This is a genomic window from Streptomyces sp. NBC_00247 (assembly GCF_036188265.1).
Classification (GTDB): domain Bacteria; phylum Actinomycetota; class Actinomycetes; order Streptomycetales; family Streptomycetaceae; genus Streptomyces.
On the sequence record NZ_CP108093.1, the window covers coordinates 2,165,413 to 2,183,935 of the forward strand.

The following is an 18,523-nucleotide window of genomic DNA, read 5'->3' on the forward strand; positions in this document are numbered from 1 at the left end:
TACGACAGCAGGCCGCGCACCCGTACGCCGACGAGACGAGAACCCGCCCGACCAAGCGTCGCGGGAAATCCTGGAGTTGGCGCCTGAGCAGGTCTTCGAGTCATCGCAGCGAGTGCCGGAAGATTGCGGTTCTCCGGGACGTTACTGCATGTATGAAGATCAGCGAGGCTTCCAGAGCCAGCGGCGCGAGTGCGCGATCGTTACGGCACTACGAGGACGAGGGCTTGATCGTCCCTGGCCGTTTCAGCAACGGGTTCCGTGACTACTGCCAGTCCACCATCGACAGGGTGCTCGTCATCCGCTCGCTGCTGGAGTCCGGGCTGCCGGTGCGGCTGATCAGGGACGTCCTGCCCAGCCTCACCGACGGATCCGATGCCGGCACCGACATGGTGTGCGCGGAATTCCTCCACGAGGTACAGAGCCATCGCGATCGGCTCGCCGCCCGCATCGCCGTTCTCAGCGATCAGCAGGCGGCGCTCGACGCATACCTGCGCGAGGCCCGCCGTACTAAATCTCTGACAGCCGCTTGACCTTGACGCAAGTGTCAGGCTCCTACGTTCGGCGCATGGGGATCAACAAGCAGCAGAACACCGTCGAGCAGACCGTACGCGCACTGGTCCAGCGCACGCACCGGGGACCGGAGGACCTGACTCTCACGACTGATCACCGCCGTCCCGCCCCCGGGCCCGGCGAGTACCTGATCCGCGTCGGCGCCGCCGGGGTCAACTTCGCCGATGTCATGCAGACCCACGGCACCTACGGAGGAGGCCCGCAGGCACCCTATGTGGCGGGCTTCGAGGCCGCCGGCGAGATCGTGGGCGTCGGACCGGACGTCGAGACCCCGTTGCAGCTCGGCACTCACGTCGTCGGAGCCGGACCGGGCGCCTTCGCGCAGTACATGACGATGCCGGCTGCGGGGGTGCTTCCCGTGCCGTCCGGCTGGAGCGACGCCGAAGCCCTCGGGCTGGTGCTGAACTGGGCCACCGCCTTGGCGGCACTGAAGCCGCTGGGCGAGATCAAGAAGGGTGAGGTAGTCCTCGTACATGCTGCGGCCGGAGGCGTTGGGCAGGCCGCCGTCCGCCTCGCCCGCCACTACGGCGCACGCGTCATCGCCACGGCCTCACCCGAGAAGCACCGCTCCGTCACAGCGCTCGGCGCCGACGAGGTGCTGGACAGCCGGCGTCCCGATCTGGCCGAGGAGATCACCCGCCTGACCGGCGGCGTCGATCTGGTCCTGGAATCGGTGGGACAGGCCACGTTCAGGACCAGCCTGTCCGTTGCCAAAGTCTTCACCGGACGCATCGTCGTGTTCGGCGCCGCCTCCGGCGATGCCACCCTCACCACCCACGACCTGGTTTTCACCCACCAGGTCCAGGTCAAGGGTCTGCACATCGGTGCACTGGCGGTCGCGGCCCCCTCCCTCTACCAGTCGTTGCTGGTCGAGATCGAGGCCCTCATCGCCCACGGCGTCTACCCGCCCGGCACTCCACAGGTGCACCCCCTGGCCGAAGGACCGGCAGTGCTCCAGCAAGTCGGGGCGGGCCAGACCCAGGGCAAGCTGGCCCTCGATCCGTGGCGCTAAGGGCTGTCCCGCAATTCGTGGTGGATCAGTGCGCGGCGTCAGATGCGGTGCATCGCAAGGCGGAGGGGCGTCCGCATACTGGATGTATGTGGACGTTCCGACAACGCGGCGAGGTGCCGTAGCTGTCGTCGCGCACCCGCCAGGAATTGCGGGACAGCCCTTAGGAACGTCTGAGCTTCATCGGAATGCTCCGCTGTCCCCCGAGGGGGGTTGCCCCGGCGCCGAGGAGTCAGACCGCGCCGAACCCTCCCGCCTTCACGCCCGCCACGAACGACGTGAACGAACCGGCGGAGAAGCCCAGGACCGGGCCGCTCGGAGCCTTGGAGTCACGGACGGGTACGACACCGTACGCAGCGGCGAGGTTGGCGGCGACCTCGACACAGTTGCCACCGTTACTGCTGTAGGAGCACTTGAACCATCGGGGGGATTCAGTCGTCGCAGGGTGCCCTTTCGTGCCTTTTCAATCATGGCCACCGATGCTGATTGAGACAGCGCTTCGGCCTGTAGCTCGGGTGATGCTGTTCTGGTGCACGCACTCCGACGAGTCCGTCGGCGAACCCGGCGACGCCTGCGGCCTCTTCGACGACCATCCGCCCGCCCACTCGCCCTCTTCGGCGAGGTGGAACTCACTGGTTCGGCGAGAGAACTGGCCCGCTTGGCGGGAGCGGTGGCCGAGGGCGCGGGATTCATCATCTCTATGTCTGCGACTGCGCTGGGCAGCGAGGCATTGACGGGGGCCGAAGTCAGGGAGGCTCCCGGGCCTGGGGTGTTGATCCCTCTCGACTCCCAGCGTCAGATCCTTGTGATCAGCGGCGATCCCGTCGCCATGGCTCTCTTCGCGGGCAATCTCGATGCCATGGCCACCGCCATGGCTGATGTGGACGGCGGCGGCCACCGCCACATCGACCATTTCCCGGGCATCCCTACCTCGTTGAGGGTTCCATGCCTTTGGTAGTCGGCATTCCGGGTGAAGGTCCGCCCACTCTTTGAGCATGACTGCGATCAAGGGTCATAGGCGATCAGTGAGCGGGTGACCGGTGCGCCGATGGCATTGTTGTGCCAGATGCCTGCGGCCATCGCCAGGATGAACCGCGCCCACCTGCGCCGCCGCAGGAGTCAACGAATGGCTATGCCGCTGTCTCGCGCGTCATCACGTAGGTGTTCCCGATGTCGGGATCGCCGTAGAAGAAGAACAGTTTCAGCTCGTGGTTCTGATCGCGGTCCACGTAGAAGGACCACGCGTAGGTCGATGGGGGTTCGGGAGGCGAGGTGTCAGTGGCCGTCGCGGCGGAACGGCTCTCCGCTCGGGTCCGGGCTGTCAGCGTGACTCGGACGACCTGTCCGCCGTTGTCGTCAGTCAGTTGCCAGGTCCCCGTACCGGAGAGGCGCCAGCCGTCCTCGAAGTCGAAGTCCTGCCCGTCGAGCTTTTCGAGAAGAGCCGTTCCGTCCTTGCGAAGCACCACGCGGGTTCCCTCGACGTTGTCCCAGCCCCCAGCGACTTCGGCCGCCGTGGTGTCGTGGATCCCTGTTCCCTCGTAGTACTGATAGGGGCCGGCGCACGCAGTCAGAGCAGCCAAAACCACCATCAAGCCACCGAGGGTCGCCCCTAACGCACGTAGCCTGCTTCCGCCCGCCACCAGGACCTCCCACCTTCAGCCCATATCGGCCACCCGATAGGAGTGGGCCGTGAGAGATACCTTGTCAGATTTATTGAACGTGTTCAACTCTACGACTGGAAGGGTGGCGCGTACCAGCTCCGGCTCGTGCATCCAGCGCTGCCCGCAGCCGCCGATGAGCACCGCGAACAGCGCTTTCGATACACCCTTCAGCGGCGACGAACCCGTCCGGCGGAGGCGCTCGACCGCCGGGCTCACGGGGTGCGCATCAGGTTGCGGAGTCCGGCGACGAGGGCCGGGACGTCGCGTTCGACCTGGGCCGGGGCCGACGCCGGGGCCGCGTCCGGGTCGGCGGGCTGCGGCGCCTGGTGGGCGGTGCGGCAGGGGGCGCAGAGGCCGTCCGGGAGTGCTTCGGCGCGGGCGGGGCGCCCGCAGTCGGTGCACTCGACCAGGAGCCCGCGTACCGGAGCGGCGGGGGTGCCCGGCGCCGGGACCGGTGGCGGGGTGGGCGTCGGGGACAGGCGGGGCGGCATCTTGTCGGCGAGGCGGCGGCGCAGCAGCCCGACGGGTGAGCCGACCTGCTCGGGAAGCCCGGCGGTGAGCGCCGAGGTCAGGTACCCGGCGCTGACGCCCCGCGCGAACCAGGCGGCGGCGAGCGGCTCCAGCACCTCGCAGTCCGCAGCCGAGAGCGTCAAGCGAGGGTCTCGGCGCCCGAGTTCGGCCAGGGCGACGTAGGCGGGAGAGGGACCGGCGACAGCCGGAGGAGCGTCGACAGCCGGAGGAGCGTCGGCGGCCGGAGAAGCGACCGCGTCCGGGGTGTCAGCTTCCGAAAGCGCACCGGCCGGCTGAGGTTGGTACGGGAGCGCGGGCCGTTCCGGGGCTCCCTCCGCAGTGCGCTGCCGGGGAACCACTGACTCGGCAGAGGACTCGGCAGAGGACTCGGCAGACGGTTCGGGACACGGCGCCGGACACGGTTCGCCCGGGTGCGCGAGAGGCTGCTCGGGTACGGCGGCGTCCGCGTCGAGCTTGGCGGTCCACCACTCGTTGTCGCGGGCGGTGCGCGACCAGAAGGTCAGCGTCACCCACCGGCACGGGCCGTCTCCCCCCGTCCGCCTGCGTACGCGCCGCAGGTGCCCGGCCACACCGAGCGCCCGCAGAGCGGAACCGATGGCCATCTGGCCGTACAGGGGCAGGTCCTTGGCCAGCGACTTGATGTCCATCGAAGCGCCCTCGGGCAAGTGGTCGACATAGGCGGCGACATACCGCTCACGCTCCGGCAGGAACGCGAAGTCACGGGGTCCGGAAGCGACTTGGCCGGAGACGGACGGTACGGACTGCTTGCCGTAGCCGGTGTGGGCCCGGCGGTACGGACGCGAAGCTGCGGGCGCGGGCAGGGCGGGACTAAAATGCTGGGTAGCCACGAGATCGTCTTTCTTTTGGGTGCGATCTTTGGTGAGACCCCGACCTGGTGCTAGAACACCGCGTCGGGGTCGATTCATTGAGGGCACCGTAAGCATGCGTGACTCTCCGCCGCAACTCGCTCACCATTAGTCATACTTGCTGATCGCGAGGGGTGGGAGGGAGGTGGGGAGGTTTCCTCAAACCCCCCTACCTACCTCCCGGATGAACAACACCGCTCGAATCCCGGACCTCGCATCCCGACCCCCGAATCCCGAAGCTCAAGCGTCGGTCCGAGCACCTCTCCCGATCCCTCGAACGAGTGATAGCCCCACAGCGAAGCTCGAACCCCGGAACTCGAACCCCGGAACTCGAACCCCGAGACCCAAGACCCGAGTTCCGGGGCCCGCTCCCATGGCCCGGGTCCTCCGAAGCGGCCTACAGCCAGCCCTTGGCCGCCGCGATCCGTACCGCGTCGGAGCGGTTGCGGGCGGCGGTCTTCTGGATGGCGGTGGAGAGGTAGTTGCGGACCGTGCCGTGCGAGAGGTGGAGGGCGGCGGCGATCTCGGCGTTGGTGGAGCCGTCCGCCGCGGCGCGCAGCACGTCCCGTTCGCGGTCGGTCAGCGGGTCGGCGCCCTCCGCGAGCGCGGCGGCGGCCAGAGCGGGGTCGATGACACGCTCTCCGGCGATCACCTTCCGTACCGCCGCCGCGAGTTGGGCGGCAGGCGCGTCCTTCACCAGGAAGGCGTCGGCACCCGCCTCCATCGCGCGGCGGAGGTAGCCGGGGCGGCCGAAGGTCGTGACCACCACGATCTTCACGGACGGGAGTTCGCGGCGCAGCACTCCGGCGGCCTCGATGCCGGTCATGCCCGGCATCTCGATGTCCAGCAGGGCCACGTCGACGGCGTGGGCGCGGGCGGCGTCCAGGACCTCGTCGCCGCGTGCCACTTGGGCCGCCACCTCGATGTCGGGTTCGAGCCCGAGCAGCGCGGCGAGGGCCTCCCGCACCATGGACTGGTCCTCGGCGAGGAGGAGTCGGATCACACGCTCGCTCATTCCGGCGATGTTAGTGCCGCGTCACGAACCTCTGTGGGCAGAACACCCTCCCCGTCGGCCACGTCCCTTCCCGGGGCGATCTCGGCGTCCTCGGCGTCCTCGCCACTGCCGGTGAGTACGGGCCCAGCGAGCGCGGCATCGGGCAGGTCCGCCGCCGACCGGGCGGAGGTGGCCGCGGGCGGGTCCCGGTCCAGGCCGGCCGGGACACCGCCACCGTCGTGGAACAGGTGCAGCTGGTGGGCCAGGCCCCCGTCAGGGGCACGGGGCAACCGGCTCCGCCCCTTCGGGCACCCATCGTGCCCCGTAGCTCCCTGCCCCGGCACCGATGTCGCGTTTAACGTCCATGGGTGAACCTCTGGACCTCTCTCGAACCTGCCTCCGCGACCGTGGACCCGGGTGACAGTACGACCGTGCGGTTGCGTCTGCGCAACACCGGTGACGTGGTGGACGAGTACCGTTTCGAAGTGGTGGGCTCACTCGCTCCTTGGGCTGCCGTGGAGCCGCCGTCACTGCGGTTGTTCCCGGGGACGACGGGGACGGTCGAGCTGACGTTCTCCCCGCCGCGCACGCCGGACGCGGCGGCCGGCCCCCATCCGTACGCGGTGAAGGTCACGCCGACGGAGCACCCGCAGGCCACCACCGTCCCGGAGGGGAACCTCACCGTCACCCCGTTCACGGAGATGCGGGCGGAGTTGGTGCCGCCGACCGTGAAGGGCCGTTTCCGCGGACGCCCCAGGCTGGCCGTGGACAACCTGGGCAACACCAAACTGACGGCGTCGGTGCGCGGCAGCGACAACGGTGATCACCTGTCGTACGACATCCGACCGAGCAATGTGCAGATCGAGCCGGGACGCGCGGCGTTCCTGAAGACGACACTGAAGCCGCGGCAGATCACCTGGATCGGGTCCAAGGCGGACCGGCCGTACACCATGGCGGTGCAGCGGTCGGGTGCCACGCCGCTGGACGTGGCGGGCACCTACGTGCAGCGGAGCGTCCTGCCGCGCTGGCTGGCGGCCTTCTTGAGCGTTCTCCTCGCTCTGGTGATCGCGTTCGTGATGATCTGGCTCAGCCGCTCGCCCCGCGTCGCCAGCACCGCCACCGAGAAGCCCCAGGAGACCGCCGTCGGCACGCTGGCGCCCCCCTTGCCCTCGCCGCCCCCCGAGGCGCCGAAGGCCGCACCCGCCGCGACCACGGCACCCCCGGCCGCCGCCGCGACGCAGGAGGCGGACGAGGGCGGGGCGGGAAGCGGTGGCTCCGAGGAGAAGAAGACCGACACCGAGGAGCGGACCGCGGCGACTGCGGTCCGGCAGAAGGCCGCGGAGAAGCCGGGTGAACGGCACATCTGCTACCGCGTCCACACGAGGGACCACGGCTGGTCCGATGCCGCGTGCGACGGCGACACGGCGGGCACGCCGGGCTCGGGCGACCAGATCACCTCCGTCAACGTCGCGTCGTCCAAAACCGACGGCTCGGGCGGCAACGCCATGACCCGCAACCCCGCGGGAACCGACGACCAGCACTTCCCCTACACGTGGCAGTACGCCGTCGACGGCGCCGACGCCTACCTCGGCAGTACCGAGAAGGACGCCCTGTGGCTGCGGGGGTTCACCATCGCGGTCGGCGGCGGCAAGACCAGCGTCTGCGAGAGCACGTACGTCCACGACGGCGACTGGCTCCCTCTGACCTGCGACGACAACCCGGACGACGATTACGACTTCACCTACGCCGGCACCCGCGACAACAACCTGTGGATCGAAGCGGTGAGGCTCAACGCGTGATCCGCCGCCCGCCCGCCCGGCAGCGCGGGACAGCCCTCAAAGACGCTCCCCCAGCGGCACGCTCAGGGTGAGCCGGAAGCCCCGGCCGGTGTCGGCCGGGCGGGCGGTGAGCGTGCCGTCCACGGCGGCGAGGCGTTCGCGGAGCCCGGTGAGGCCGTTGCCGGGGGTGATGCCCGCGCCGCCCCGGCCGTCGTCCGCGACGGTGAGTTCGAGGAAACGGCCGGCGAGGGTCTGCCGGGATGTGAGGCCGATGGCGCACGTGCCGGCCCCGCTGTGGCGTACGACGTTGGTGACGGCTTCCCGCAGCCCCCAGGCGAGGGCCTCCTCGGAGCCCGCGGGCAGGGTGTCCGGGGCCGGGGTGGCGGTGGGGACCTCGGCGGTGATGCCCGCCGCCGCCAACGCGGTACGGGCTCCGGCGAGTTCACCGGCGAGGGTGAGCCGGCGGTAGCCGGTGACGGCGTCCCGCACGTCCGCCAGGGCCTGGCGGCTGACCTGCTCGATGTCGGCGACCTGGAGGGCCGCCCGGTCCGGGTGGCCGGGGAGCATCCGCCCGGCCAGCTCGCTCTTCAGGGTGATCAGCGAGAGCGAGTGGCCGAGCAGGTCGTGCAGGTCGCGGGCGAGGCGCAAGCGTTCCTCGTTGGCGGCGAGTTGGGCGACGGTGGCGCGGGCCTCGCGCAGTTCGACCGTCGTACGGACCAGTTGGCGTACGCCGGTCATCGCGAAGCCGACGAGCAGGGCGGGCGGGACCAGGGCGACGATCAGCGACCGCGCCCCGTCACCGCCGATCGCGAGGCCGAGCCCCACCATCAGGGCGGTCACCGCCGGAATCAGCCAGGCGGCGGCCCGCAGTCTCAGGGCGGCGCCGACGGAGACGCAGACGTAGACGAAGAGCACCAGCCAGGGAAGCCCGAGCCTCAGGCTGAGGACGGTCGCCAGCACGGTCAGGACGGTCAGCGTCACCGGCACGGTGAGGAACCCCACCGCCCGGGCCGGAATCGGGGACCGGGCGGTGTAGCGGAAGACCAGGTGGAGGTAGGCGCAGACGAACGCGGCCAGTCCGAGGGAGCCGAGCACGGTGTCCCACCCGGTGTGGTCGCCGTCGGCGAGGTCCTTGACCGGGGCGCTCATGAACGCCAGCCAGATGCAGATCCAGAGCAGCTTCATGCCGACCTGGCGGCGGTTGACCGGCGGGCGCCCGATGCCCACCCACGTGTCGTCGTCGCTCACGCCTTCAGGGTGTCCTTCCGGTAGAGCCAGGCCGCGCTGCCCGCGAAGACCACGAAATAGGCGCAGAGCAGAAGGACGTCCCGGGCGTGCGGGGCGCCACCGGTCTCGATGGCCTGGCCGAGCGCGGCGTACGCGTGGGTGGGCAGCCAGCGGGAGATGTTCTGGAGCCAGTCGGGGAAGGTGGAGGCGGGCATCCACAGTCCGCCGAGGATCGAGAGCCCGAAGTAGATGATCATCGTGATCGGGCGGACCGCGTCACCGCTGGCCAGGTAGCCGATGGCCACTCCGAGGGCGGCGAAGACGAGCGATCCGGCCCAGATGACCCCGGCCAGCGCGAACCACTGCCACGCCTCCTGCCGTACGCCCTTGACCCCGGCGGCCACCACGAACACGACCACGATGCACGGCAGGGTGACGATCGCGGCGCCGGCGATCTTCCCCAGCACGTAGGCGTGACCGGGCAGCGCGGTCAGGCGGAGCTGACGGACCCAGCCCTTCTCGCGCTCCTTGGCGATGCGTTCGCTGTTGCCCATGAGCACGGCGGTCAGCGCGCCGAAGGAGGCCATGGCGACCATGAAGAAGGCCTGCATGGTCAGTTCGGTGCCGGGGACCGTGCCGGTGGTGTTCTGGGTGCTGGAGACCGCCAGGTAGATCACCGACGGGTAGAGGATCGAGAAGAACATGAACTTCTTGTTCCGCAGGGTGCGGGTCACTTCCAGCCGGATCAGCGCCCAGGAGAAGAGGTTCGCCCGATTCGCCCCGGCCCTGGTGGCCGGAGCCGTCGTCCCGCCCCGCGCGTCGGCGGCACCGGCCGCGCTCGCGGCGGGCGCCGGGGGCGCGGCGGCGTTCACGGCCGCGGTGGTCGTCACGGCCGCGGTGGTCGCGGTCTTCGTCGTGCTCGTCTCGTCCCTCATGCGGTTCTGGCCTCCTCGGCCTCGGTGATGGCGACGAAGGCCTGCTCCAGGCCGAGTCCGGTGACTTCGAGCGCGCGCGGGTAGAGGCCGAGGCCGTAGATCGCGTGGACGGTCGCGTCGGCGTTCTGCGACTGGATGCGTACCCGGTCGCCGGTGACGTCGAGCGCGGAGAGGAACGGCAGGGCGCGCAGCGCGGTTTCGTCGATCGTGCCCTCCAGTTCGAAGGAGATCCTGCGGACACCCGCCTTGGCCTTGATCTCGGCGGCGGTGCCGTCGGCGAGCAACCGGCCCTTGTGGAGGACGAGGACGCGGTCGGCGATCGCGTCGGCCTCTTCGAGGTAGTGGGTGGCGAACAGGACGGTACGGCCCTGGTCGGCCTGCTCGCGCATGGTGGCCCAGAACGCCTGCCGCGCGGTGACGTCCATGCCGGTGGTCGGCTCGTCGAGCACGATCAGGTCGGAGGCCCCGGCGGTGGCGAGCGCGAACCGCACCCGCTGCTCCTGGCCGCCGGAGAGCTTGTTGACCATGCGGCCGGCGATCGACGCGATGCCCGCCCGTGCCAGCACCTCGCCGACCGGGTACGCGCGGGGGTGCAGGCTGCACGCCAGCCGGACGATCTCCTCGACGGTGACGTCCTCCATCAGCCCGCCGCTCTGCAGCATCGCACCGACCTGCCCGGCGGCGATGGCCGCCTGCGGGGTGGTGCCGAAGACGCGGACCGTGCCGCTGTCCGGCGTCCGCAGCCCGAGCAGCAGGTCGAGCGTGGAGGATTTCCCCGCTCCGTTGGGGCCGAGCAGCGCCACGGTCTCGCCGGGGTGCAGGTCGAGGCGGAGCCCGTCGACCGCGCGCACGTCGCCGTACGCCTTGCTGACCTGGTCGAAGCTGACCACGGCCGTGGCTGCGGCGGTCGCTCCGGTGACTGTCGTTGTCATGGGTACAGCCTCGCCGAACGGGGGTGCGCCCGGCAGGGTCGGCGGGCTGTGATCGGGGATGACAGATGTCATACCGCACGGATGACAGCGCCGCCCGCACGGCGACGGCCGGCACGGGGGCCTCACGGGTACGCCCGCGGGGACGACGCCGGGTACGCCACCGCTCCCGCCCGGGAAACCTGGGCGGGAGCGGTGTGCGGTGCGGCGGGGACCCGGTCAGCCCTGACCGGTGAGGTCGATCGTGACCGTGCGTTCGGCGGTGGTCTTGCCGAGCAGCGCCTGCTGCATGGCCTTGGCCACGTCGTCGGGTCCGACCTGGTGCTGCTTGCCGTCCGCCTTCGTCGCCATGACGCCGTCGAAGACGCCGTCGCAGAGGGTCTCGATGGCCTGCTTGTCGTAGTACGGCACGAGCTTCCCGTCGACCGCCTTCATCGACAGGATCTGCGGCAGGGAGCGCGCCGGGCCGAAGTCGATCGACGCGGTACCGGCCTTGATGGTGATCAGGCCGGACATCGCGGGCTCCGCGAACTCCTTCATCGCCCGGTCGAGTTCGGCCTGGGTGACGGTGGGCTGACGGGCCACGACCGGCAGCTCCACGACGGCGGAGGTGCCCGTCTGGACCTGGGCGCGGTAGGCGTCCCGTACGGCGACGATCGACTGGTTGACGTCGATCCCCTTGCCCGCCTTGCCCGGCACCGGCTCGGCCTTGTTCGGCTCGAACTTGATGGTGCCGTCGGTCGCGGAACCGGAGACACCGGCCAGGGCGTTGAGCGCCGCGGCGAGCTTCTCCTCGTCGACCGGGATGACCGGGTCGGCCGGGCGCGCCCCGCCGAAGAGGGAGCCGATCACGGAGACCGGGTTGTAGTCGCTGCCCGCCGCGCCGCGCACGGTCTCCTCGCTGTCCAGCGCCAGACCGGCCTTCTCCGGGGAGAGCTCGGTCTGCTTGCCGTCGACCGACAGCTTCAGCGGTGCCTGGGCGCGCTTGCCGAACTCGGCGTCGAGCTTGCTCACCGCCTCGGTCTTCGTGCCGCCGCCGATGTCCAGGCCGAGGACCGTGGTGCCCTTGGGGACCTCGGAGTGGTTCATCAGCAGGCCCGCGCCGTAGGCGACGCCCGCCAGGACGACGACCGCGACGCCCAGCAGGACCGTCTTGGACCGGCCCTTGCGGGCGGGCGCGGCGGTCTGCGGGGCGGGACGCGGGGTGGTGGGACCCGAGGGGCCCTGCGGTACGGGGCTCGGCCCGTCCGGCCCCTCGGAGCGGGGCGGGAACGGCCGTGCGCCGCCGGGCACGACGGGGATGCCGCCGGTGAGGGTGTCACCGGAGACGTGCCCGCCGCCCGGGACGGGCGCGGGGACCTGGGGCGTCAGGATCGCGGTGTCGTCCGAGAGCCGGGGGGCCGAGCCCGTGCCGCCGGGGCCACCGGGGCCGCCCTGCGGACCGGGGCCCGAGGGCGTGTTCCGGACGCCCGGGACCGTGAGGCCGGGACGACCCTGGCCGATGGGGCTTCCGGGACCCGGGTTACCGGCCCCGGAGCCGGACGGGAAGCTGGCGGTGCCGGCCGTGGGTCCGGTCGTGGAACCGGCCGGGCCGGAGGCGCGTACCCCGGACTCCGGCGTGGGCCGGCCCGAGTCGGCGAGGTCCGCGTCGATGCTGTCCAGGGCGCTCCGGCCGGCCGGCGGACCGGCGGGGAAGCCGGACTGCGGGGCGTCGGAGAAGTACGGCGACTCGGCGCGCGGGCCGCCCGGCGTGTCCGAACCCGTCGGGCCCGGGCCCGCCGCGCTTCCCCCGGAAGGAGCACCGACGGGACCGCTCGGGCCGTCCAGCACCGACGGGGCGGCCGGCGCCTTGCGCGGGGCGAACCAGTCGCTGGTGGGCTTCTCCTTGGCGGGCGGCTCGGCCGGCGTCCCCTCGGGGTCACCGCCGTCACGGGCCTCCGCGGCCGGCTCGCCGGACGGCTGCCCCGGGGCGGGGGTGCCCGCTCCGGGAAGCGGCGTGACGGCCGTGCGCTCGGGGTCGGGGGCGCTGTCGCCCTCCGCCATGGGCGTACGCATCACGACGGGTGGGATCGGCCGCGACCCGGGGATGTTGATCCGGATGCGCGTCGTCAGGGTCGTCTCGGTCCTGGGCTCGTCGGACCGTGACGACCGGGGGGAATCCGGGGTGGGCTCGGGTGCGGGTTCCGCGCCGTCCTGCGTCGGGTGCAACGACGGGTACTGGCGTGATCCGTACGGCGGCGTGCCCGAGGGGTAGGCGGCACCACCGCGCCCCTGGGGCCCGGAGGACGAACTGTCAGTTTCACGACTCAAAGCAGGTTCTCCCGATTGGCTCCGCCGCCCGTACTTCCCCCATGCCGCAGGCCAGGGGACGGCTCGGCGCGCGCACCACCATACTGGCCGCCGCGCACGGGCGTTTCACGCCCGGTGGAAACCTCCACCGGCACCTCACACCGGTGAACGCCCACGAGCTGCCGCTCAAGGCGTGTCACCGGCCTGAACGTTCCTGGTCGTTGGCCGAAATCGACCCCCCGGCGAAGGTGGCGCAGATCACAGCGACCACCATCCCTCCGAGGACGAAGAGGGCCAGGGCGATCTCGTCGCCGCCTCCGAAGAAGAAGTCGCCCTCCGGGCGTCCGTTCAGCACCACGACCACCGCGATCAGCCAGCCGGCGGCGGGCACGAAGGCGCCGAGCTGCGTACGGGTGAGGACGCGACCGGCGTAGAAGACGCCCGCCGCGCCGGCCAGCGCCAGCAGCAGGCCGCCGGGGAACCAGGCCGCCTGGACCAGCGCACCGGCCACCGCGACCAGCGCCCCGAGAACCGCGAGGGCGATGTAGGCGCCGATCCGGCGGGGGTTGAGCGGGGCCGCCATCCCGGTGGGCTCGGGCGCCCGGGGCGGGGCGTTGGTGCGCGGGGCGCGGGCCTCGGCGCGGGCCCGGTCCTTCCTGCCGCTCATGACCGGGCCCCCGTGCCGGTGCCGGCCTCGGGCAGGCCCGCGAAGAGATCGCTCTCGCGCTCCCCGCCACCTCCGGGGGCGCCGTGGACCAGTTGGTAGTACTCGGTGGTGAAGAGCGGCTGGCCCTTGTCGTTGGAGAGGGCGAACCAGGGGCCGTGCACGGCGACCTGGGTGGCGTGCGCCCGCATGGCCGCCGCCTTCGCCTCCGCGTACGCCGAACCGTCGATCTCCGTGGTGATCACGGACTCATCGGTCACGCCGGGCACGTCGTCGATGTCGGCGATCTCCGCGAACACCCCGGGCGCCTCGGCCCGGAGCCGGGCGAACGCCTCGTCGGCCACCGGGCGGGGCGTCCGGTTCCAGTAGATCTTCGCGACGGCGTGCGGAGCGCCGGAACCGCCCGTGTACCCGGGGTCGGCGGCGAGTTCGGCCGCCCGGGTCGCCACCCGGTGCGCCTGGACGTGGTCGGGGTGGCCGTATCCGCCGTCGGGGTCGTACGTCACCAGGACCTGCGGACGGATCTCGCGGATGACCTCCACCAACGGGGCCGCCGCGTCGTCCACGGCGGCGTCCCAGAAGGCGCCGGGCCGGTGGTTCTGCTCGGTGCCCATCATCCCGGAGTCGCGGTACCTGCCCAAAGCGCCCAGGAAGCGGTGGTCGGTGACCCCCAGTTCCTTCATGGCGGCGGCGAGTTCACCCACGCGGTACGGCCCCAGCGCGTCGTCCCGGTCGGCCGCGAGGTGCGCCAGCGACGGCGGGATGACCTCGCCCTCCTCGCCCAGGGTGCAGGTCACCAGCGTGACGTGGGCGCCCTCGTGGACGTACTTGGCCATGGTGGCGCCGTTGTTGATCGACTCGTCGTCGGGGTGCGCGTGCACCAGGAGCAGACGGCGGGCGGGAAGGTCCTTCATGAGGACCACCCTACGAGCCCGGCTCCCCCTCGGGGACGTCGGCGTCCTCCGTTCACACGTCCGGGGACCGGACGGTACGGCGCCCCACGCGCGCGAGAGGGCCCTCACGCGCGCGTGGGAGCCCTCGTACGCACGCCGGGCGGCCGAGTCCCGGCACGGCCCGGCGGGCCGTCAGAACTTGATGCTGCCGATCATGCCCGCGACGTTCGACGTGAGGTCCGCGATCGTCGGGGCGATGGAAGAACTCGCCAGATAGAACCCGAGCAGCATGCAGATCGCCGCGTGTCCGCCCTTGAGTCCGGATTTCCGGATCAGCAGGAAGACGACGATCGCCAGCAGCACTACCGCCGAAATCGAGAGTGCCACGGCGGTTCACCTCCATCAGTACGGTCGCGACGGAACATCGGGACAGATCAAACACATCGGGTCTGAACGGACAGCAGTCGGGCAGCAACGAAGAGCCCAGCAGGTTCCTACCCACCGAGCGCTACGGATCATAACTATCCGTGCCAGGGCATTGTCCGGGTCACGGCAGCACGAGGGGGCGCACGGACGACCGCCCCCGGGCTAGGTTTCGGCTCATGACCTCGCAGAAGCTGTCTTTTCCCCGTCAGCACGCCCGGACCCAACGATTCACCCGGGGAGCGCCCCGGGCCTTCTCCGTCTCACCTGACGGGACGCGGGTGGTCTTCCTGCGTTCCACCTCGGGCACGGATCCGGTCAACCGGCTCTGGGTACTTGACCCTTCCACCGGCCAGGAGCGCCTCGCCGCCGACCCCGAGGCGCTGCTGGGCGGTTCGGCGGAGAAGCTCTCGCCCCAGGAGCGGGCACGGCGCGAACGCGCACGTGAGGGCAGCTCCGGCATCGTCGGGTACGCGCTGGACGGCGAGGCGGAGTTGGCCGCCTTCGCGCTCTCCGGCAAGGTGTACGTGGCCGAATTGCGTGCGGGCACGGCACGCGCGCTGCCGGTCCCCGGACCGGTCATCGACCCCCGGCCCTCCCCCGACGGGCGGCACGTCGCCTACGTCGCACGGGGTGCGCTGCGGGTGGTCGGCGCGGACGGCACCGACGACCGGGCGGTGGCCGAACCGGAGGGGGAGCACCTCACCTACGGGCTCGCGGAGTTCATCGCGCAGGAGGAGATGGGCCGCGACCGGGGCTTCTGGTGGTCGCCGGATTCGGACCGGCTGCTGGTGGCCCGGGTGGACGACAGCCCGGTCCGGCGTTGGTGGATCGCCGATCCCGCGCACCCCGAACGCAAGCCGGCCGAGGTCGCCTACCCGGCGGCCGGGACGCCCAACGCCGAGGTGCGGCTCTTCGTCATGGACCTCGCCGGCGGGCGCACCGAGGTGGTGTGGGACCGGGCGCGTTACCCGTATCTGGCCCGGGTGCACTGGTCGTCGGCGGGTGCGCCGCTGCTGCTGGTGCAGGCGCGCGACCAGCGCGGTCAGCGGTATCTGGCGGTGGACCCGGCGACCGGGGCGACCCGGACCGTGCACGCGGAAGAGGACCCGGCGTGGCTTGATCTTTTCGGTGGGGTGCCCGCCTGGACGCCGGACGGGCGGCTCGTGCGGATCGCGGACGAGGGCGGGGCGCGGGTCCTGCACGTGGGCGACCGGGCCCTGACGGGGGCGCGGTTGCACCTCCAGGCGGTGCTCGACGTCGGGGAGTCGGACGTCCTGGTGCTGGCGGTGGCGGGCGAGGAGGCCGCCGCGCCGGAGATCGGCGAGTGCCATGTGTACCGGGTGAACGAACTGGGCGTCGAACGGATGTCGGAGGGGGTGGGTGTCCACTCGGCGGTCCGCTCCGGCCCTCTCACGGTGCTGCTCTCCACCTCCCTGGAGCGCTCCGGCGCGACCGCCCGCGTCCTGCGGGACGGCAAGCAGGTCGCCCAGGTGGCGAACCACGCCCAGGAACCCGGGCTGCAGCCCCGGCTCACCCTCACCGAGGGGGGCGCGCGGCGCATCCCGTGCGCCGTACTGCTGCCCACCGGCTACCAGGAGTCGGACGGTCCGCTTCCGGTGCTGATGGACCCGTACGGCGGCCCGCACGGCCGCCGGGTGGTCGCCGCGTACAACGCCCACCTCACCTCCCAGTGGTTCGCCGACCAGGGCTTCGCGGTGGTGGTCGCGGACGGCCGGGGTGCCCCGGGCCGCTCCCCCGCCTGGGAGAAGGCCGTGCTCGACAACCTGGTACTCACCCTGGACGACCAGGTGGAGGCCCTGCACGCGCTGGCCGGGGACTTCCCGCTGGACCTGTCGAAGGTGGCGATGCGCGGCTGGTCGTACGGCGGCTTCCTCGCGGGCCTCGCGGTGCTGCGGCGCCCGGACGTGTTCCACGCGGCCGTCGTGGGCGCCCCGGTCACCGACCAGCGCCTCTACGACACCCACTACATGGAGCGGTACCTCGGCGACCCCGCCGCGCAGCCCGAGGTGTACGCGCGCAACTCGCTGGTGACCGACGGCGGACTGTCCGAACCGGCGGACACCGTACGGCCGATGATGATCGTGCACGGCCTGGCCGACGACAACGTGGTGGTCGCGCACTCGCTGCGGCTCTCCTCCGCGCTGCTGGCGGCGGGCCGCCCGCACGAGGTGCTGCCGCTCAGCGGGGTGACGCACATGACCCCGCAGGAGGAGGTCGCGGAGAACCTGCTGCTGCTCCAGGTGGACTTCCTCAAGCGGTCCCTGGGCCTGCCGTCGACGCCGGCCGGCGCGACGGACTGACCCGGGGTTCCGGGCTCACCGGCCGGGCGGCGGTGACGAGGGCGGCGGCGGACCGAAGCCGCCGCCCCCGCCGGGCCCGGGGCCCTGGCCGGGGCCCGGACCGGAGCCCTGCGCCGGGTCCCGTCCGGAGTCCTGGCCGGGGCCGTACCCGGCGGGCGGGTAGCCGTAGCCGGGCGTGCCCGGGTACCCGGAGCCGGAGGCCGACGACGGGTACGGGTAGCCGTAGCCGGGTGCCCGGCCGGGCGGCCCGAGGGGCGGGTAGCCGTACCCCGGGGCACCCGGCCCCCAGCCCTCTCCCGGTCCGCCCCCGGCGGCGGGACGCCCCCGGCGGACGGTCGCCAGCAGCGCGACGACACCCGCGAGGGCGAGGAACACCCAGGACATCATGCTCAGTTGGCCTTCGATCCCCGCGTCGGTGAACATCCCGAACAGGTGCAGCCGGACACCGCGGACGATGCTCATGCCGCCGGAGAACAGCAGGAAAGCCGCGGCGATGCCCGCGAACGGCCGGGAGTGCACGGCGTGCGCGAGTGCCGCGGCCCCGGCGAACAGGGCGAGCAGCGCCACCGCCACGGTGGACCAGCCGGCCGGCGCGTCGTACAGCGGGGCGCTGATCGCGTGCCCGCCGAAGTACCAGGCGGGGTAGACCTCGGCCGGGTAGACGGAGTACTGCCGGATCTCCCACGCGATCACCACCACCCCGGAGATCCCGAGCGCGAGGAACGCCACGACCGCGGCCCCCGTGGTGGGCCGGGTCGGCGCGGGCAACCCCACCTCCACGGCGGGCCGCCGGCCGACCGCCGCGGTCACGATCATCGCGACCGAGACCGCCAGGGTGACGAGGGTGAAGATCAGCGCGCGGACGCGGAGTTCGTCGGAGTACCGGCCCGCCATCCACGAGGCGGTGGTGATCCAGACGCCGGGAAGCCGGAGCAGCAGCGTCGTCGTGCCGGTGGCGACCAGCGCGGCGGCCGCGACCGGCGACCGGGGCACGACGAAGGCGGTGACGACCTGGACGAGCAGGAGGACCAGGGTGCCGCCGGTCGTGGTGGGCATTCCGGCGGGGAAGGCCTCGGGCAGCCCCGACCACATGTCCCAGAGGGGGCCGGGACCGTGGAGGACCCGCAGGTCCCGGACGATCCAGCCGGCGGTGATCAGTGCGAGCACGGCGCTGAGAGCCGTACCGGTGATGCGGGCTCCCCGTGTGAGTGTCACGCGGCGATACTCCACTGCCCGGGTTCAGCCGACAAGGGGTCCGCTCAAGTCCGGAACGGGAAACCGGCCGGGACGACGTGACGTCGTCCCGGCCGGTCCACGGCACCCGCACGGCCGTACGCTGTACATGGTGCGCGGTCCGTATATCGGTGTGGCGACAACCGAGTTGCCTCGCTGTTAACGATGTTCCGCCGGGCGCCGGAGCACCGGAGGAC

General features: G+C 71.8%; 17 protein-coding genes and 2 pseudogenes. 5 read left to right on the forward strand and 14 right to left on the reverse strand.

All coding sequences use genetic code 11. The features are described 5' to 3' along the window. Positions 1–152: 152 nt before the first annotated feature. Together OHT52_RS08920 and OHT52_RS08925 are read left to right on the forward strand one after the other, a co-directional pair. On the forward strand, positions 153–530 hold the full coding sequence (locus OHT52_RS08920) for a MerR family transcriptional regulator (RefSeq protein WP_328719589.1): 378 nt from the start codon (positions 153–155) through the stop codon (positions 528–530). 35 nt (positions 531–565) lie between these two features. Beyond that, on the forward strand, positions 566–1,582 hold the full coding sequence (locus OHT52_RS08925) for an NADPH:quinone oxidoreductase family protein (RefSeq protein ID WP_328719590.1): 1,017 nt from the start codon (positions 566–568) through the stop codon (positions 1,580–1,582). Positions 1,583–1,811: 229 nt separating this feature from the next. Here the strand turns inward: OHT52_RS08925 and OHT52_RS08930 are convergent. Beyond that, positions 1,812–2,018: pseudogene (locus tag OHT52_RS08930) on the reverse strand (DUF397 domain-containing protein); the annotation flags it as partial. A gap of 261 nt (positions 2,019–2,279) precedes the next feature. On the opposite strand from OHT52_RS08930, the gene OHT52_RS31450 reads away from it, so the two are divergent. Further along, complete coding sequence (locus tag OHT52_RS31450; protein WP_443046778.1) at positions 2,280–2,537, forward strand: Imm32 family immunity protein; 258 nt, start codon at positions 2,280–2,282, stop codon at positions 2,535–2,537. Between the two features lie 47 nt (positions 2,538–2,584). On the opposite strand, the pseudogene OHT52_RS31455 reads toward OHT52_RS31450, so the two are convergent. From OHT52_RS31455 to OHT52_RS08950, 5 genes and pseudogenes are all read right to left on the reverse strand, one after another. After that, positions 2,585–2,683, reverse strand: a pseudogene (locus OHT52_RS31455) (IS982 family transposase); the annotation flags it as partial. Between the two features lie 26 nt (positions 2,684–2,709). Then, complete coding sequence (locus OHT52_RS08935; protein WP_328723664.1) at positions 2,710–3,168, reverse strand: hypothetical protein; 459 nt, start codon at positions 3,166–3,168, stop codon at positions 2,710–2,712. A gap of 66 nt (positions 3,169–3,234) precedes the next feature. Beyond that, a complete protein-coding gene (locus OHT52_RS08940) occupies positions 3,235–3,456 on the reverse strand; it encodes a hypothetical protein (RefSeq protein ID WP_328719591.1) in 222 nt (73 codons plus the stop codon). Next, the gene (locus OHT52_RS08945; RefSeq protein ID WP_328719592.1) at positions 3,453–4,619 is read right to left on the reverse strand and encodes a MarR family transcriptional regulator; all 1,167 of its coding nucleotides are present in this window, start codon (positions 4,617–4,619) and stop codon (positions 3,453–3,455) included. The genes OHT52_RS08940 and OHT52_RS08945 overlap by 4 nt, the downstream gene beginning before the upstream one ends. 415 nt (positions 4,620–5,034) lie before the next feature. Continuing rightward, the gene (locus tag OHT52_RS08950) at positions 5,035–5,652 is read right to left on the reverse strand and encodes a response regulator transcription factor (protein WP_328719593.1); all 618 of its coding nucleotides are present in this window, start codon (positions 5,650–5,652) and stop codon (positions 5,035–5,037) included. Positions 5,653–5,999: 347 nt separating this feature from the next. Between OHT52_RS08950 and OHT52_RS08955 the strand changes: the two genes are divergently transcribed. Further along, complete coding sequence (locus OHT52_RS08955; RefSeq protein ID WP_328719594.1) at positions 6,000–7,430, forward strand: COG1470 family protein; 1,431 nt, start codon at positions 6,000–6,002, stop codon at positions 7,428–7,430. Between the two features lie 36 nt (positions 7,431–7,466). On the opposite strand, the gene OHT52_RS08960 is transcribed toward OHT52_RS08955, so the two are convergent. The 7 genes from OHT52_RS08960 to OHT52_RS08990 form a co-directional block, all read right to left on the reverse strand. After that, positions 7,467–8,657: a sensor histidine kinase gene (locus OHT52_RS08960; RefSeq protein WP_328719595.1), complete on the reverse strand. Its 1,191-nt coding sequence runs from the start codon at positions 8,655–8,657 to the stop codon at positions 7,467–7,469. Continuing rightward, positions 8,654–9,340: an ABC transporter permease gene (locus tag OHT52_RS08965; protein WP_328723665.1), complete on the reverse strand. Its 687-nt coding sequence runs from the start codon at positions 9,338–9,340 to the stop codon at positions 8,654–8,656. The genes OHT52_RS08960 and OHT52_RS08965 overlap by 4 nt, the downstream gene beginning before the upstream one ends. 227 nt (positions 9,341–9,567) lie before the next feature. Continuing rightward, positions 9,568–10,503 carry an ABC transporter ATP-binding protein gene (locus tag OHT52_RS08970; RefSeq protein ID WP_328719596.1) on the reverse strand — a complete coding sequence of 312 codons (936 nt, stop codon included), beginning with the start codon at positions 10,501–10,503 and terminating at the stop codon, positions 9,568–9,570. 216 nt (positions 10,504–10,719) lie between these two features. Then, positions 10,720–12,810, reverse strand: a complete 2,091-nt coding sequence (locus tag OHT52_RS08975; RefSeq protein WP_328719597.1) for a hypothetical protein — start codon at positions 12,808–12,810, stop codon at positions 10,720–10,722. Between the two features lie 175 nt (positions 12,811–12,985). Next, entirely contained in the window at positions 12,986–13,456 is a 471-nt protein-coding gene (locus OHT52_RS08980; protein WP_328719598.1) for a DUF6113 family protein, read from the reverse strand. Next, a complete protein-coding gene (gene mshB / locus OHT52_RS08985) occupies positions 13,453–14,367 on the reverse strand; it encodes an N-acetyl-1-D-myo-inositol-2-amino-2-deoxy-alpha-D-glucopyranoside deacetylase (protein ID WP_328719599.1) in 915 nt (304 codons plus the stop codon). Before mshB ends, OHT52_RS08980 begins: the two co-directional genes overlap by 4 nt. 171 nt (positions 14,368–14,538) lie before the next feature. After that, a complete protein-coding gene (locus tag OHT52_RS08990) occupies positions 14,539–14,733 on the reverse strand; it encodes a hypothetical protein (protein WP_266708674.1) in 195 nt (64 codons plus the stop codon). 215 nt (positions 14,734–14,948) lie between these two features. Between OHT52_RS08990 and OHT52_RS08995 the strand changes: the two genes are divergently transcribed. Further along, entirely contained in the window at positions 14,949–17,093 is a 2,145-nt protein-coding gene (locus OHT52_RS08995) for a S9 family peptidase (RefSeq protein WP_328719600.1), read from the forward strand. 15 nt (positions 17,094–17,108) lie between these two features. On the opposite strand, the gene OHT52_RS09000 is transcribed toward OHT52_RS08995, so the two are convergent. Beyond that, a complete protein-coding gene (locus tag OHT52_RS09000; protein WP_328719601.1) occupies positions 17,109–18,308 on the reverse strand; it encodes a hypothetical protein in 1,200 nt (399 codons plus the stop codon). Positions 18,309–18,523: the final 215 nt, after the last annotated feature.